15 protein-coding genes are annotated in these 13,954 nt (G+C 59.9%); 10 read left to right on the top strand and 5 right to left on the bottom strand.

Features of this window, described 5'->3' with window-relative positions; translation table 11 throughout:
* The first annotated feature begins 229 nt into the window (after positions 1 to 229).
* Together FHL16_RS29790 and lldD are read left to right on the top strand one after the other, a co-directional pair.
* Positions 230 to 1,852 carry an MFS transporter gene (locus FHL16_RS29790; protein ID WP_077750152.1) on the top strand — a complete coding sequence of 541 codons (1,623 nt, stop codon included), beginning with the start codon at positions 230 to 232 and terminating at the stop codon, positions 1,850 to 1,852.
* Positions 1,853 to 2,049: 197 nt separating this feature from the next.
* The gene (lldD, locus tag FHL16_RS29785; protein ID WP_077750151.1) at positions 2,050 to 3,192 is read left to right on the top strand and encodes an FMN-dependent L-lactate dehydrogenase LldD; all 1,143 of its coding nucleotides are present in this window, start codon (positions 2,050 to 2,052) and stop codon (positions 3,190 to 3,192) included.
* Between the two features lie 238 nt (positions 3,193 to 3,430).
* On the opposite strand, the gene FHL16_RS29780 is transcribed toward lldD, so the two are convergent.
* Positions 3,431 to 3,799, bottom strand: coding sequence for a DUF427 domain-containing protein (locus tag FHL16_RS29780; RefSeq protein WP_077750150.1), 369 nt, complete (start codon positions 3,797 to 3,799; stop codon positions 3,431 to 3,433).
* 282 nt (positions 3,800 to 4,081) lie between these two features.
* Between FHL16_RS29780 and FHL16_RS29775 the strand changes: the two genes are divergently transcribed.
* The 5 genes from FHL16_RS29775 (at position 4,082) to FHL16_RS29755 (ending at position 8,615) form a co-directional block, all read left to right on the top strand.
* On the top strand, positions 4,082 to 6,031 hold the full coding sequence (locus tag FHL16_RS29775; protein ID WP_077750149.1) for a DNA topoisomerase III: 1,950 nt from the start codon (positions 4,082 to 4,084) through the stop codon (positions 6,029 to 6,031).
* 116 nt (positions 6,032 to 6,147) lie between these two features.
* Positions 6,148 to 6,777: a glutathione S-transferase family protein gene (locus tag FHL16_RS29770; RefSeq protein WP_010459566.1), complete on the top strand. Its 630-nt coding sequence runs from the start codon at positions 6,148 to 6,150 to the stop codon at positions 6,775 to 6,777.
* A gap of 50 nt (positions 6,778 to 6,827) precedes the next feature.
* Complete coding sequence (locus tag FHL16_RS29765) at positions 6,828 to 7,331, top strand: GNAT family N-acetyltransferase (protein WP_077750148.1); 504 nt, start codon at positions 6,828 to 6,830, stop codon at positions 7,329 to 7,331.
* 518 nt (positions 7,332 to 7,849) lie between these two features.
* A complete protein-coding gene (locus FHL16_RS29760) occupies positions 7,850 to 8,179 on the top strand; it encodes a hypothetical protein (RefSeq protein ID WP_077750147.1) in 330 nt (109 codons plus the stop codon).
* Positions 8,180 to 8,312: 133 nt separating this feature from the next.
* The gene (locus FHL16_RS29755; RefSeq protein ID WP_077750146.1) at positions 8,313 to 8,615 is read left to right on the top strand and encodes a hypothetical protein; all 303 of its coding nucleotides are present in this window, start codon (positions 8,313 to 8,315) and stop codon (positions 8,613 to 8,615) included.
* Here FHL16_RS29755 and cynR read toward each other — a convergent pair.
* Positions 8,601 to 9,497: a transcriptional regulator CynR gene (cynR, locus tag FHL16_RS29750; protein WP_010459560.1), complete on the bottom strand. Its 897-nt coding sequence runs from the start codon at positions 9,495 to 9,497 to the stop codon at positions 8,601 to 8,603. The genes FHL16_RS29755 and cynR overlap by 15 nt on opposite strands.
* Positions 9,498 to 9,619: 122 nt before the next feature.
* On the opposite strand from cynR, the gene cynS reads away from it, so the two are divergent.
* The 3 genes from cynS to FHL16_RS29735 all read left to right on the top strand — a co-directional run bounded on the left by cynS (position 9,620) and on the right by FHL16_RS29735 (position 11,103).
* Positions 9,620 to 10,087 carry a cyanase gene (cynS, locus tag FHL16_RS29745; RefSeq protein ID WP_077750145.1) on the top strand — a complete coding sequence of 156 codons (468 nt, stop codon included), beginning with the start codon at positions 9,620 to 9,622 and terminating at the stop codon, positions 10,085 to 10,087.
* A gap of 85 nt (positions 10,088 to 10,172) precedes the next feature.
* Positions 10,173 to 10,409: a DUF2790 domain-containing protein gene (locus tag FHL16_RS29740; RefSeq protein WP_077750144.1), complete on the top strand. Its 237-nt coding sequence runs from the start codon at positions 10,173 to 10,175 to the stop codon at positions 10,407 to 10,409.
* 34 nt (positions 10,410 to 10,443) lie between these two features.
* Positions 10,444 to 11,103: a carbonic anhydrase gene (locus FHL16_RS29735; protein ID WP_077750143.1), complete on the top strand. Its 660-nt coding sequence runs from the start codon at positions 10,444 to 10,446 to the stop codon at positions 11,101 to 11,103.
* Positions 11,104 to 11,199: 96 nt separating this feature from the next.
* Here FHL16_RS29735 and FHL16_RS29730 read toward each other — a convergent pair whose 3' ends face one another.
* From FHL16_RS29730 to FHL16_RS29720, 3 genes are all read right to left on the bottom strand, one after another.
* The gene (locus FHL16_RS29730; RefSeq protein ID WP_077750142.1) at positions 11,200 to 11,823 is read right to left on the bottom strand and encodes a DJ-1/PfpI family protein; all 624 of its coding nucleotides are present in this window, start codon (positions 11,821 to 11,823) and stop codon (positions 11,200 to 11,202) included.
* A gap of 152 nt (positions 11,824 to 11,975) precedes the next feature.
* Positions 11,976 to 12,323 (bottom strand): BON domain-containing protein, encoded by a 348-nt coding sequence (locus FHL16_RS29725; RefSeq protein WP_077750141.1) that lies wholly within the window; start codon positions 12,321 to 12,323, stop codon positions 11,976 to 11,978.
* A gap of 74 nt (positions 12,324 to 12,397) precedes the next feature.
* Entirely contained in the window at positions 12,398 to 13,900 is a 1,503-nt protein-coding gene (locus FHL16_RS29720) for an aldehyde dehydrogenase family protein (RefSeq protein ID WP_077750140.1), read from the bottom strand.
* Positions 13,901 to 13,954 lie beyond the last annotated feature (54 nt).

Raw genomic sequence — 13,954 nt, 5'->3', positions numbered from 1 at the left:
CTCCTACAAAGATCGACGTACACCCGGCTTTATGGAGCAACCCACTGTAGGAGCGAGGCTTGCCCGCGAAGAACGATGACGCGGTGTGTCAGGTCTGACGCCATCGCGAGCAAGCTTCGCTCCTACAAAGATCGACGTACACCCGGCTTTATGGATAAACGCGGCGCCCGCCCACAAGGCTGGCGCCGACAGTGGAACAACAAAAACAATCACTGTGAGGGATACCGATATGTCAGAACATGTTCAGCCCCTGGATGCCACGCTCAGCGTCGACACCAGCCCCGACACCCGCAAAGTCATCTTCGCGTCGTCACTCGGGACGGTGTTCGAGTGGTACGACTTTTTCCTCTACGGCGCCCTCGCGGCGGTGATCAGCAAGCAGTTTTTCGCCGGGGTCAACGACACCACGGCGTTTATCTTTGCGCTGATGGCCTTCGCCGCCGGTTTCATCGTGCGACCCTTCGGCGCGTTGGTGTTCGGACGGCTGGGGGACATGATCGGGCGTAAATACACGTTCCTCGCGACCATCGTCCTCATGGGCCTGGCGACCTTCTGTGTCGGGCTGTTGCCGACTTATGCGAGCATCGGCATCGCCGCACCAATCATCCTCGTGGTGTTGCGCATGCTTCAGGGCCTGGCCCTGGGCGGTGAGTACGGCGGCGCTGCCACTTACGTCGCCGAACACGCGCCGATGGGCAAGCGCGGTTTCCACACCAGCTGGATTCAGTCCACCGCCACCCTCGGCCTGTTGCTGTCGCTGCTGGTGGTGCTTGGCTGCCGTTATTTCACCGGCGACCAGTTTGAAGTCTGGGGCTGGCGTATTCCGTTTCTGTTTTCCATCGTGCTGCTGGGCATCTCGACCTGGATTCGCTTGAGTCTTCACGAGTCGCCGGCCTTCGTGAAAATGAAAGAGGAAGGCAAACTCTGCAAGTCGCCGCTGCGCGATTCCTTCGGTAAATGGGAAAACCTCAAAGTCGTACTGATCGCCCTGTTCAGCATCAACGCCGGGCAAGCGGTGACCTTCTACGCCGCACAGTTCTATGTGCTGTTTTTCCTCACGCAGTTCCTGAAGATGGACCCGGCGTTGGCCAACAGTCTGCTGATTGTCAGCGTGATTATCGGCGCGCCGTTCTTCATCTTTTTTGGCTGGCTGTCGGACAAGGTCGGGCGCAAACCGGTGCTGATGATCGGCCTGTTACTGGCGACTGCGTTGTACTTCCCGATCTTCAAGTCCATCGCCCACTACGCCAACCCGGCCATCGACCAGGCCAGCCGTCAGGCACCGATTACCGTACTGGCCGACCCGGCCACCTGCACCTTCCAGTTCGACCCGGTGGGCAAGGCGAAATTTGACAGCCCGTGCGACAAGGTCAAAACCTTCCTGGTGAAGCAGGGCCTGCCCTACACGAGCGAAGCCGCACCGGCCGGCAGCGACGTGCAGGTCAGCGTCGGTGACGTGAAACTGGATGGCTTCGACGAAGCAGCCCTGCGCGGTGCGGTGACCTTGGCGGGGTATCCGTCACAAGCCGATACGCAACAGGTCAACAAGCCCATGATCGTGGGACTGATGGTGGTGCTGATCATCATTTCCGCCATGTGTTACGGCCCGTTGGCAGCGCTGATGGTCGAACTGTTCCCGACCCGTATCCGCTACACCTCGATGTCCCTGCCGTACCACATTGGTAACGGCTGGTTTGGCGGCTTCCTGCCGACCGTGTCGTTTGCCTTGGTGGTGTATACCGGGGACATCTTCTACGGGCTGTGGTACCCGGTGGTGATTACCGCGGTGAGCCTGGTGGTGGGGATGATCTGTCTGCGTGAGACCAAAAACGTGGATCTGGACACTAACTGAGTCCACCACAATCCCCTGTGGCGAGGGAGCTTGCTCCCGCTGGCCTGCGTAGCAGGCCCAAACCAGCCGCCTCGGTGTGTCAGAACAATCGAGTCGGCTGGATTGGGTGGCTTCGCCACCCAGCGGGAGCAAGCTCTCTCGCCACAGGTTAAGCTCAACGATCTCTACAGCCCCGACACTCACCAGACCGAGGCCCCATGATCATTTCATCCGCATCCGACTACCGCGAGGCAGCACGTCGCAAACTCCCGCGTTTTCTGTTCGATTACATCGATGGCGGGGCGTATGCCGAGCATACGCTGCGGGCCAACAGCGCCGACCTGGCGGGCATCAGCCTGCGTCAGCGGATTCTGAAAAACGTCGAAACCCTGAGCCTGGAAACCACCCTCTTCGATCAGCCCCTATCAATGCCCGTCATATTGGCGCCGGTCGGCCTGACGGGCATGTTCGCCCGCCGGGGTGAGGTGCAGGCGGTCAGAGCGGCGGAGAAAAAAGGTATTCCGCTGTGCCTTTCAACCGTATCGGTGTGTTCGATCGAGGAAGTCGTGGCGCAGAGCCAGCAAGCCATCTGGTTTCAGCTGTACGTGCTCAAAGACCGGGGTTTCATGAAAAACGCCCTGGAGCGAGCGAAGGCCGCCGGGGTGAAAAACCTGGTGTTTACTGTCGACATGCCGACCCCGGGGGCCCGCTACCGGGATGCGCATTCGGGCATGTCCGGGCCTTTTGCGTCATCGCGACGCATGCTTCAGGCCATGACACGCCCCGACTGGGCGTTCAACGTTGGGGTCATGGGCCGCCCGCACGACCTGGGCAACATCTCGAAGTACCTGGGCAAAGCCGTCACGCTTGAAGACTACATGGGCTGGCTGGCCAATAACTTCGACCCGTCGATCAGCTGGAGTGATCTGGAGTGGATTCGTGATTTCTGGAAAGGCCCGATGATCATCAAAGGCATCCTCGACCCGCAGGATGCCAGGGATGCGGTCAGCTTCGGCGCGGATGGCATTGTGGTGTCGAACCATGGGGGGCGGCAGCTCGACGGCGTCCTTTCTACCGCCCAGGCATTGCCGCCGATCATGCAAGCGGTGGGCAATGACCTGACGGTGCTGGTCGACTCGGGTATTCGCTCGGGGCTGGATGTGGTGCGGATGCTGGCCATGGGCGCCAAAGGTGTATTGCTGGGGCGATCCATGGCTTATGCGCTGGCGGCCGATGGTCAACGCGGGGTGGAGAACATGCTGGATATTTTCGCCAAGGAAATGCGCGTGGCCATGACCCTGACCGGGGTCACTTCGATTGGTCAGATTGATGAATCGACGTTGGTGGGGGCTGTTCGCTGAAATGAAAACGCTCGGTTAATGTGGGCATTTGCTCACCTGATCACCTCTTCAGCCAATCAAAAACCTGTGGCGAGGGAGCTTGCTCCCGCTTGAGTGCGCAGCACTCACAAAAATCGGTAGCGTTGCCCTGTTTTTGGGGCCGCTACGCAGCCCAGCGGGAGCAAGCTCCCTCGCCACAAAAGCAGGTAGCCCTGAAAAATCGCGCGTGAGTGAGCAGCATTGCCGTCAATGCCGAACCTCACTCAACGTCTTTGAGCACCTCAAACGTAACCTGATCGGGATAGAACGCCACATACCCGCGAATCTGATCGACCGACACTTTGGGGTCTTCATAGCGCCACACCGCGTTGGCGCCCTCATGCCCCGGGATTTGCAGGCTGTAATACGTGGCGTCGCCCTTGTACGGGCAATAGGTCGTGTGGTCGGTGCGGGCGAAATACTGTTCGTCGATGTCCTCCCAGGGCACGTAGTACACCGGAGGATAATTGGCCTCCAGCAGCACCCGTGCGCGCGAGGAAGCGGCCACTTGAATACCGTGAAATTTCACCAACAGACAGCCCGGCTGCATGGCGATGGTGATGACAGGACTGGGACCGGTGCTTTTCATGGAATACGTGCCTCATGAAGGTGATGGACCTGTGGGAGCGTGCGGTACGGTGATCCGGCTTGCCCGCGATGGGTCGCGCAGCGGCCCCGAAACCTGAGACTGCGAATGTCAGGTATAACCCAAATTTCGTCAGCACGACGGCCCCGCAGCCGAACGGGCCGTTTTGACTGGCGCAAACAAACGCAACAGCTTTGCTGTACATCCATACAGATAATGATTGATCCCTTGCTCATCACCCGCCATTCTGTGCGCCTCTTGCACACTTGATGAACGATGGTGGTTATGCAGCTGTACCTCTGTGAAAAACCTTCCCAGGCCAAAGACATCGCGGCAGTGCTCGGCGCCAAGCGTCGGGGCGACGGTTGCTGGCTGGGAACGGACGTCACGGTGACCTGGTGCATCGGCCATCTGCTGGAAACCGCGCCGCCGGACGCCTACGACGCGCGCTACAAGCGTTGGGTGCTGGCGGATCTGCCGATCATTCCGGAAAAATGGAAGATGACGGTCAAACCGCGCACGGCCAGCCAGTACAAGGCCGTCAAACGCCTGCTCGGCGAGGCGGATGAACTGGTGATTGCCACTGACGCCGACCGTGAGGGCGAGATGATTGCCCGGGAACTGGTCGAGCATTGCCGCTATCGCGGGCCGATCCGGCGCCTGTGGCTGTCGGCACTGGACGATGCGTCGATACGCAAGGCGCTGGCGGCGCTCAAACCGGGAGCCGAAACTTTCAGCCTTTATCATTCGGCGCTGGGACGTTCCCGGGCCGACTGGTTGATCGGGATGAACATGAGCCGCTTGTTCACGTTGCTGGGGCGTCAGTCCGGTTATCAGGGCGTGTTGCCGGTGGGCCGGGTGCAGACACCGACCTTGCGGCTGGTGGTGGATCGTGACCGCAGCATTGCCGATTTCGTACCGGTGGCCTATTGGGCCATCGACGTGCAGCTGTTGCATGACGGCACGGCGTTCATCGCCCAGTGGCGCGCGGCATCCGACGTCTGTGACGATCAGGATCGTTGCCTGAATCAGCCGCTGGCCCAGCAAGCGGCTGCGGCCATCAGCAGCGCGGCGAGTGCCCGGGTGATCAAGTTGCGCACCGAGCGAATGCGTGAAGTCGCGCCGTTGCCGTTCGACCTGGGCACGTTGCAGGAAGTCTGTTCGAAGAAGCTCGGGCTCGGCGCCCAGGAAACCCTCGACATCGCCCAGGCGCTCTACGAAACCCACAAAGTCATCACCTACCCGCGCAGCGATTGCGGTTTCCTGCCGCTGAGCCAGCACAGTGAAGCCCCGGGCATTCTCGCCGCGCTCCGGCAGGCCGATCCGTCCCTGAACGCCTTGAACGATCACCTGGAGCCACAGCGCCGTTCACGGGCCTGGAACGACGCCAAGGTCACGGCTCACCACGGCATCATCCCGACGGCGGCGGCCAAGCATCTCGATCGACTGGTGGGCAAGCAACGGGCGGTCTACACCCTGATCCGCGCGCGCTATCTGGCGCAGTTCCTGCCCAACCATGAATACGACCGCACCCAGGCCGACTTCGACTGCGCCGGTGAGGCCTTGCGCGCCGTCGGCAAGCAGATCGTCGAGCCCGGCTGGAAACGCGCCCTGCCCGAGGCGCTCGCCCCGGCCAAGGGTCGCGAGGCACCTGCACCGCAAACACTCCCGGCATTGGCCGAAGGGCGTGACTGCGCGGTGGCCGACGTGAAGCTCAAGGACCTCTGGACGCAACCGCCCAAGCCATTCACCGAAGGCGACCTGATCAAAGCGATGAAGAACGTCGCCAAACTGGTGGAAGACCCGCTGCTCAAACAGAAGCTCAAGGACACCACCGGCATTGGCACCGAGGCGACACGCGCCTCGATCATCCAGGGCCTGCTCGACCGTGGTTACCTGATCAAGAACGGCAAGGCCCTGGCCGCGACCCCGGCGGCCTTCAGCCTGATCGATGCGGTGCCGCGCGCCATCGCCGACCCCGGCACCACGGCCATCTGGGAACAAGCGCTGGACATGGTGCAAAGCGGCGAGATGAGCCTGGAAGAATTCGTCACCAAACAGGCCGCGTGGATGAGCAAACAGGTCGCCCGTTGCGCCGGCCTGAGCCTGACCATCAGTGGGCCGGCGAGCCCGGCCGGTCGTGGCGCCACTCCGTGGAAAAACAAACGAAAGCCCGCCAAGCGCAAGCCGTCGACAGGCGCCAAACGCGCGGCGAAACCGGCCAGTAAAGCTTGAGGGCACTTCGAACGGACCGTAATGGTCTAGTGTTCTTCAAGCCCGGCGATGGCCCCATTTTCTGAAACGGCATCGCAGCCTCGTTTCAATCGACAGCTGCTACAGGAATCTTGTTTATGATTATCGTGCACCACCTCAACAACTCCCGCTCCCAGCGGATTCTCTGGTTGCTGGAAGAACTGGCCATTCCTTATGAGCTGAAACGCTATCAGCGCGACCCGAAAACCAATCTGGCACCGCCGGAACTGAAAGCGATCAACGCCCTGGGCAAATCGCCGGTCATCGAAGATGGCGCGCAGAAATTGATCGAGTCCTCTGCGATCATCGATTACCTGATCCGTCGTCATGGCCAGGGGCGCCTGCAACCCGATCCGTCTACCCCCGCCTATGACGAATACGTCCAGTGGCTGCACTTCGCCGAAGGCTCGGCCATGCTGCCGCTGATGTTGAACCTGTACGTCGGGCGCCTGGGTGAGGCCGGTGCGCCGCTGCATCCGCGTATCAACTCGGAAGTGGCCAACTACCTCGGCTACCTCGACACGGCCTTGAGCCAGTCCGATTATTTGCTGGGTGACGAATTCAGCGCCGCCGATATCCAGATGAGCTTTATCGGCGAGATTGCCCGCGCCCAAGGCAAGCTGGGCAACTACCCTCATGTAGCGGCCTGGGTTGATCGCTTCCAGGCACGTCCTGCTTACGCCGCGGCGTTGAAGACGGGTGGGACATACGACTTCGCTCCGCACTAAGTGATCCCGAAAGAGCCACGGACGGCCCTTCGATCTGGAGAAAACCCAGCATGCCCTCGATAGAACTGCATGCCGCACACCGCGACGAACTGGAAACGATTGAAAACCTGATGCAGTTCTACATGCATGACTTCAGCGAGTTTCTACCGCTGAAACTCGGCGAGCACGGTTTTTTCAATATCCAGCCGAAACCTGATTACTGGCGTAACCCAGCAACCCGGCCGTATCTGATCAAGGTGGACGGGGAACTGGCCGGGTTCGTGACCGTGGATGACGATGTCCATGTTGAGGGGGCTGAGTACAACATCGGCTACTTGTTCATCAGCCGACGCTTTCGTGGCCAAGGTGTCGCGAAGTTTGTCGTGTCCACCCTCTTGAGCCGGTTCCCCGGTCAATGGCAGATTTTCCACATCGACGCGAACGTGCCTGCACGGCACTTCTGGGCCAAGGTGATGCCCGAGATCGCAGGCGATGAGTTCACCCTGCATCAACGGTCGGTAGACGGTTATCCCTGCACCTTCTATCGCTTCCAACATCTGTTGCCATCGTCCTGACCCGGGCGTTGCGTCGCTGCTTTTTAATTCCAAAGCGCTTTGTCCGACAATATGTAGTGACTAAAAATAATCACTACATAACGGTTGACGCCTCCGATTTGCCCTTGCATGATGCAGACATCTCCCCGATCGGGAGTACAGCAACATGTTTGAGCAAGCTCGTCTGACCGCCGAGCTGTTTTTCCCGGATACACGCTGCCCACAAGGCAGATTGAAGAAGCTGACCTGGCCCGAACGTCCAGTACAAGGACGAGAAGCGCTGGCGATCAATCCTCATGAAGCTTGTGGCCGACCCTCAAAAGTCGGCGGTGGCCTCCAGGTTTTCGCTGCTTCTCTTCGTTGTGACGCTATTGCGTAGCAGTTATTCAACACGACTACATGCAACAGACGCGAGACCCCGTCAAATCGACGGCTGATCGCTGACGTCCTGGTTTCGGTGCCAGGGATCAACTAACCGATGGGCTACCTGTATTAGCGAATCAACTTTGAAAGATCACCAAATGGTCAAGGGGCATATTATGAATCTGAACAATCAACCTACTATCGATGAACTGGCTTGCATCTTCGCGGCGCAAAAAGACAGCCACGACAGCCACATTCTGTGGATCAGCAAATCGGGCCAGGTTCATATCGATTGCCTGTCGCCACACGCCCATGAAGCGGAGTTCGACCAGAACAACCAGAACCTGCTGGCCCGACTGAAGATGTACCGTCGCGGCCAAGGCTATGTCGGCAAGAAAGCCGCAGCCGACAAGGACTTCATCGGTAATGTTCTGCAAACGCTGAAACAGGCGTGGGCCTCGATGCAGAACCAGAATGAAGTTCGGGTGATTGACCGGTTCTACTGATATCCCCCCCGCTGCTCCTCTATAAAAAAGGCCCCGCTCGTATGATCGAGCGGGGCCTTTTTTTGTTTGTCTCGTGCGCGGCAAATACAGCTATCGTTAAGCGTACTCGCTGCTGTGCCCATGGAGACTTGCGATGAAAAATGCCCTGACAACCCTGCTGTTACTGACAATGGCAAATGTTGCCCACGCAGACAGCATCCCCAACCTTCCTTCATTTGATGTGATTTGCCCCGGCAATATTGCCGTCCATGCAGATCAGGAGGGTCCGGTAACAATCAATGACAAAGATGCCGTTACCAAAGCCATCAACGAGCGCAGTTTTGAAGCCAAGGGTTCGGGCGTCACGATCTTGATCATTCTCGCCGATGACGACTCGGTGACCGTGAGCTCCACGGGCAAAGCCCCCAATGGCATCTGCCAATCACTGGACGACTGACTCCGTCGCCACCGCGCCCAACACCAGATTCATGAACGCCACCGACGCCGCGCTGTGATAGTTGTTCTTGCGTCGAAGCAGCGCCGCCCCGCGTGTAGGCGCGTCCCCCAGCAACGGAATTTTGCGCAGTGCCCGGTCCTGGGTGGCAATCGGTTCGGGAAGAATGGTGGCGATAGCCGTGTGCCGAATCACCTCCAGCAAGGTGCTCACCGAATTCACCTCAATCACCACCTTCGGCGTGATCTGCTCCTGCGCAAAATAGTCATCGATGCGGGTGCGGGTGACGAAGTCCGGGGCCAGCAGCGCAAAATCCAACTGCGCCACCTCTTCAGCGGACAACGCGGCTCGCCGTTCATATAGCGGGTGATCCCGTCCCACCATCACCCCCAGGGTTTCGGTAAACGCCGGGATCGATTCGATGTCGGCGTTTCTCACCTGAGTAAACGCGATGGCGATGTCCAGCGAGTCATCCACCAGCCCCGCCTCGATGTCGTCCATCGACAACTCGAAAATCTGCAGATGGATGTTCGGATACCGCGCCACGTAATCGCGCACCAACGGCCCCACCAGATACGCCATGAACGTTGGCGTCATCGCCAGGCGCAAGGTGCCGCGCGACAAGTCCTTCACATCATGCAGCGCCCGTTTGCCGGCTTCCAGTTCCACCAATACCCGACGTGCACACTCGATGTAGGCCTGGCCCGCATCGGTCGGCTTGACCGTGCGCGACGTTCGGTCGAACAGGCTCACGCCCAGGGTTTCTTCAAGCTGGCGGATTTGCTGGGACAGGGTCGGTTGTGAAACGTGCAGCGCCTCGGCGGCGCGGGTGAAGCCGCCGTGGTCGGCAACCGCCAGCAGGTAACGCAGATGTCGCAGCAGCATGGGGCTCACCATCTATAGGCAGTACTTATGCAACGCATTGTATATCGGTCTTGGACGCTATGGATCAATCGGCAGAAGATTGCTTCACACCCAAGCAACACAACCCCGATAGGAGAAACACCATGCAACAGTCCCACGCTTACAACGACACCAGTCTCGAGCTGACCGCCAAAATCCTCGACGCCAAAGCGCGCAAAAACCTGTCCTTCGCAGACATGGCCGAGGGCACCGGCCTGAGCCTGGCCTACGTCACCGCCGCCCTGCTCGGCCAACACCCGCTGCCAGAAAAAGCGGCCAAAGTGGTTGGCGAAAAACTGAACCTGGACGCCGACGCCGTGGCCCGCCTGCAAATCATCCCGCTGCGCGGCAGCCTCTCAGGCGTTCCAACCGACCCGACCATCTACCGTTTCCACGAGATGATCCAGATCTACGGCACCACGTTGAAAGCCCTGGTTCACGAACAATTCGGCGACGGCATCATCAGCGCGATCAACTTCAAGCTGGACATGAAGAAAGTCGAAGACCCGGAAGGCGGCCACCGCGCAGTCATCACCCTCGACGGCAAGTTCCTGCCCCTGCGTCCTTTCTAAGTTGAACCGGCCCGCACTCCGGTGCGGGCCAGACCCAACACCCCAAACACTTTGTCAGCCATCACACTCGTCTGGAGGATGCCCCATGAAAAAAATGTTGCTGGCTTTTTCGTTGATCGCGGGCGTATCGGCCCAGGTTCAAGCCCAGGACGCAGTCGTTGCCTATCAATACGGCATGAGCCTGGACATCGCCCACGTCGTAGCAATCACCCCGACCGCCGATGTCTGCGGCGTGGTCCCGGTGGAAATGACGTACCAGGATTCCAAAGGCACCACTCACATTCTGCAATTCAGCGAATTCGGAACCGGTTGCTCGAGCTGAGTAGCCCCTGTTCATCACTTATGAGGACGTCACCATGAAAGCGCTCATCGAAGGTTTTTTGAAGTTCCAGAACGAAGCGTTCCCGCAACGCACCGACCTGTTCAAACACCTGGCCACCACCCAGCATCCCGGCACGTTATTCATCACCTGTTCCGACAGCCGCGTGGTCCCCGAACTGCTGACCCAGCAAGAACCCGGAGAACTGTTTGTGATCCGCAACGCCGGCAATATCGTGCCCTCCTACAGCCCACACCCGGGTGGTGTCTCGGCCACGGTCGAATATGCAGTCGCAGTGCTCGGCGTGACTGACATTGTGATCTGTGGCCACTCGGATTGCGGCGCCATGACCGCCATCGCCAAGTGCACATGCATGGATCACCTGCCCGCCGTCAGTGGCTGGTTGCAACACGCTGAATCCGCCAAGGTCATCAACGAATCCCGCCCTCACGCCGATGACGCGGCGAAGGTGAGTTCGATGGTCCGGGAGAACGTCATCGCGCAACTGGCCAACATCCAGACGCATCCGAGCGTGCGCCTGGCCCAGGAAAAAGGTCAGTTGAACCTGCATGGCTGGGTCTACGACATCGAGACCGGTTCGATCGATGCCCTGGAGGCCGGCAGTCGCCGCTTTGTGTCACTGGCCGAACACCCGACCACGTGCGCCGTGTATGGCAAAGCCGTCGAAGCTGCTTGATGGGATGGGTGGCAGAACCTGGAAGGTCGAGCGCGACGAATGCGCTCGACTAAAGCGGTTCCCTGGATGTACGAGGCAAATGAAGGGCGTGCCGGATCAAGGCACTTGCGGCGTTTCATACCACTGGCGAGACGGTGTTGGAAAACGCATTTTCTGCCGGATATCCGCCGCATTTGCAGCACTGGTCAGTTGTTCCAGCAGCACGAAGGCGACTTCCGTTGCCGTGCCGGGGCCGCTTGACGTGATGATGCGGCCATCCACCACCACAGGCCAGTCGACGAAACGGGCGCCGGTTTCAACCAGCTGGTTTTTGCGCTTGCCACCGACCTGGTGATAGGTCGTGGCATCTTTGTCTTTCAGCACCCCGGCAACGCCCAGGCACACCGACGACACGCAGACACTGGCGACGGTTTTACCGGCCGCGACAAAGTGCCGGATGACCGCCAGAAACGGCTCACTCAAGGCCTCTTCGTAGAAGCCCGAGGGTTCGAAACCACCGGGCAATGCCAAAGCGTCGAAGCTGTCGAGATCCACCTCGTTCAATAAATGAGCCGGATTGAACGATAACCCGAAGGTCGTCACGATATTCCGCCGGAGGCCGGCGTTGATCAATTCCACGGGTTGGTCGCCAAGCAGATTGGCCCAACCGAGCACATCGGTGAACGCCGCCATTTCCAGTGGCTCGACACCGTTGGCCAACAACATGAGGACACGTTTCATCGGGTACACCTCTCTGGGGAACGGCCAATCATCCGCCTTTGCTTCCCGCGAGAGAACACCCAAAAAACGCAATCCATTGTTGTTCGAGCTGAAATGCCCACACCAAGGCGCTCCCGGTTCACGGGAGCGCTGCACTCACAAGGTCGCCCTGATCAGTGATCGTCTTTTGCTGACGATGATGGCCGACGCTCGGCGGTTTCTTCGGCGTTGGGGGGAACTGGATTACTGCCTGGCGTGAACACGTGGGTCCGCAAATCCCTGGCATCGATTTCGACGACGCCCGGCACCGAACGGGCCAGAGCAACAGCCTGCTCACACTGTTTATGGGTGTTGACCCGACCGCTCAACGCCACCGTACCCGCAAGGGTTTTGACATGGATCTGCAGGCCGAGGCTGGGTTCGGCCAAAGCCAAGGCGGACTTCACCCGGCCGGTGATCCATGTGTCGTGCACGACCGTTTCCAGATCGTGGGAGTAATGCCGAAAAGAATGAAGTTTCATGACGCAGCCCTCACTCAAGACACAGACGCAAACACACCTTAATTATAGTGCGATCGTTGCCTGTGCCAGGAATGTCAGCGTTTGACCGACAGATCGGTCTGGGTCATGCGACTGCGAATGGTGAACACCCCGTCTCCCGAAAGAATCGCACTGCGGGCAAACAGCCGACCGCTCTCCCAGTTCGAAAGTCCCAGTTCCGGCTTGTTCAGCGCATATTGGCCGTCGACCCAACGGGTAATTCCGTTGCCCACAAACGGCGCGTTGACCGCGTTGTAGAAACGCTCATGCGCGGCCCCGTCTTCGCTGATCAGCGACACGGTGAACTGCGGGCTGTAACGATTGAACAAGGCGATGGCGCTGTCCAGGTCATCGACGATCTTCAGGCTGACTTCCGGCGTCTCTTCCCATTCCCACTCGCGGCCCAACTGCTCCTCGGGCAACGGTTCGGCCAGTGCCTCGGTCTGGTAGCCTTCGGCGCGATACACCTCAACGCTGCCGGTTTGCCATTCAGTCGGCAACCACGACTCGCTGCCTTCAACGATGTGCAGCTTGCAACCCTGGCCCCGGGCGGTGCCCGCCTGCTGGAGGGCGTCGAGAAACAACGGCACCAGCTCAGCGGCGCGGTCGCGCTGGATCAGGCAGACGTTCAAGGTGTTGCAGACTTTGCGGTCCAGTGAATTGCGTACCACGGCGGCAAAGCGCTGGGCATCGGCGTCTTTGTCAGCGATCAGCCAGGCGCCACCAGTGCCGTGCAGACTGACAGCGGTGCCGGCCTGTTGGGCGATGCTGCCCAGTTGGCTGACCGCCCGCCCCGAACCCCGGGCCACGGCCAGCGACAAACGACGGTCGGCGAACATCGCCCAACCGGCGGCGTGATTGACGCTTTCCACCAACGACACCGCGCCGTTCGGCAAACCGGCGTCGCTGAGTGCCGGGTTCAATGCGTGAGTGACGATGGCCTGAGCGGTGCCCAACGCATCGCTGCCAATGCGCAGCACGGCGGTGTTGCCGGTGCGCAACACACCGGCGGCGTCGGCGAACACATTCGGCCGGCCTTCGAACACAAACGCGACGATGCCCAGCGGCGACACCACTTGCTCGACCTTCCAGCCGTCGTGCTCGACGCAACTGATGACCTTGCCGCGAGTCGCCGACGCATCGCGCCAGGCCCGCAGGCCGGCGATCATGTCGCGGCGCATGCGTTCATCGGCGAGCAGTCGCGTGGTGGAACGCCCGCGGGCCTTGGCGCGCTCGATGTCGGCCAGGTTGGCGGCTTCGATCAAGGCCCAGCACTCGGGGGTTTCCAGGCGTTGGGCAAACAGATCGAAGAACGCACTGATCGCCTGATCCGGGACGCTGGACAGCGCACCGAACGCCGCTTCGGCGCGCTCGATGGCGACGGCGGCCGCTTGCTGGTCAACCACCGGGATCAGCAACAACTCGCCACTGACCTGCTCGACCAGTAAATGGTCCCCGGGCTGAAAGCGCGCGGCCAGTTCGGGGCTGACGACAGTGACACGATTACCGGCAAAAGGGATCGGCGTGCCAGCGACTAGACGTTCGAGCGCAAGAGACATGAAGCGGTTTCACCATGCTGTGGGCGGCTGGAAAATGTATAGGAAAATCCAGGG

This window comes from Pseudomonas sp. FSL W5-0299 (assembly GCF_005930655.1).
GTDB lineage: Bacteria > Pseudomonadota > Gammaproteobacteria > Pseudomonadales > Pseudomonadaceae > Aquipseudomonas > Aquipseudomonas mandelii.
Note: the sequence above shows the minus strand (reverse complement) of the source record. Positions and strands in the feature narration are given on the sequence as shown.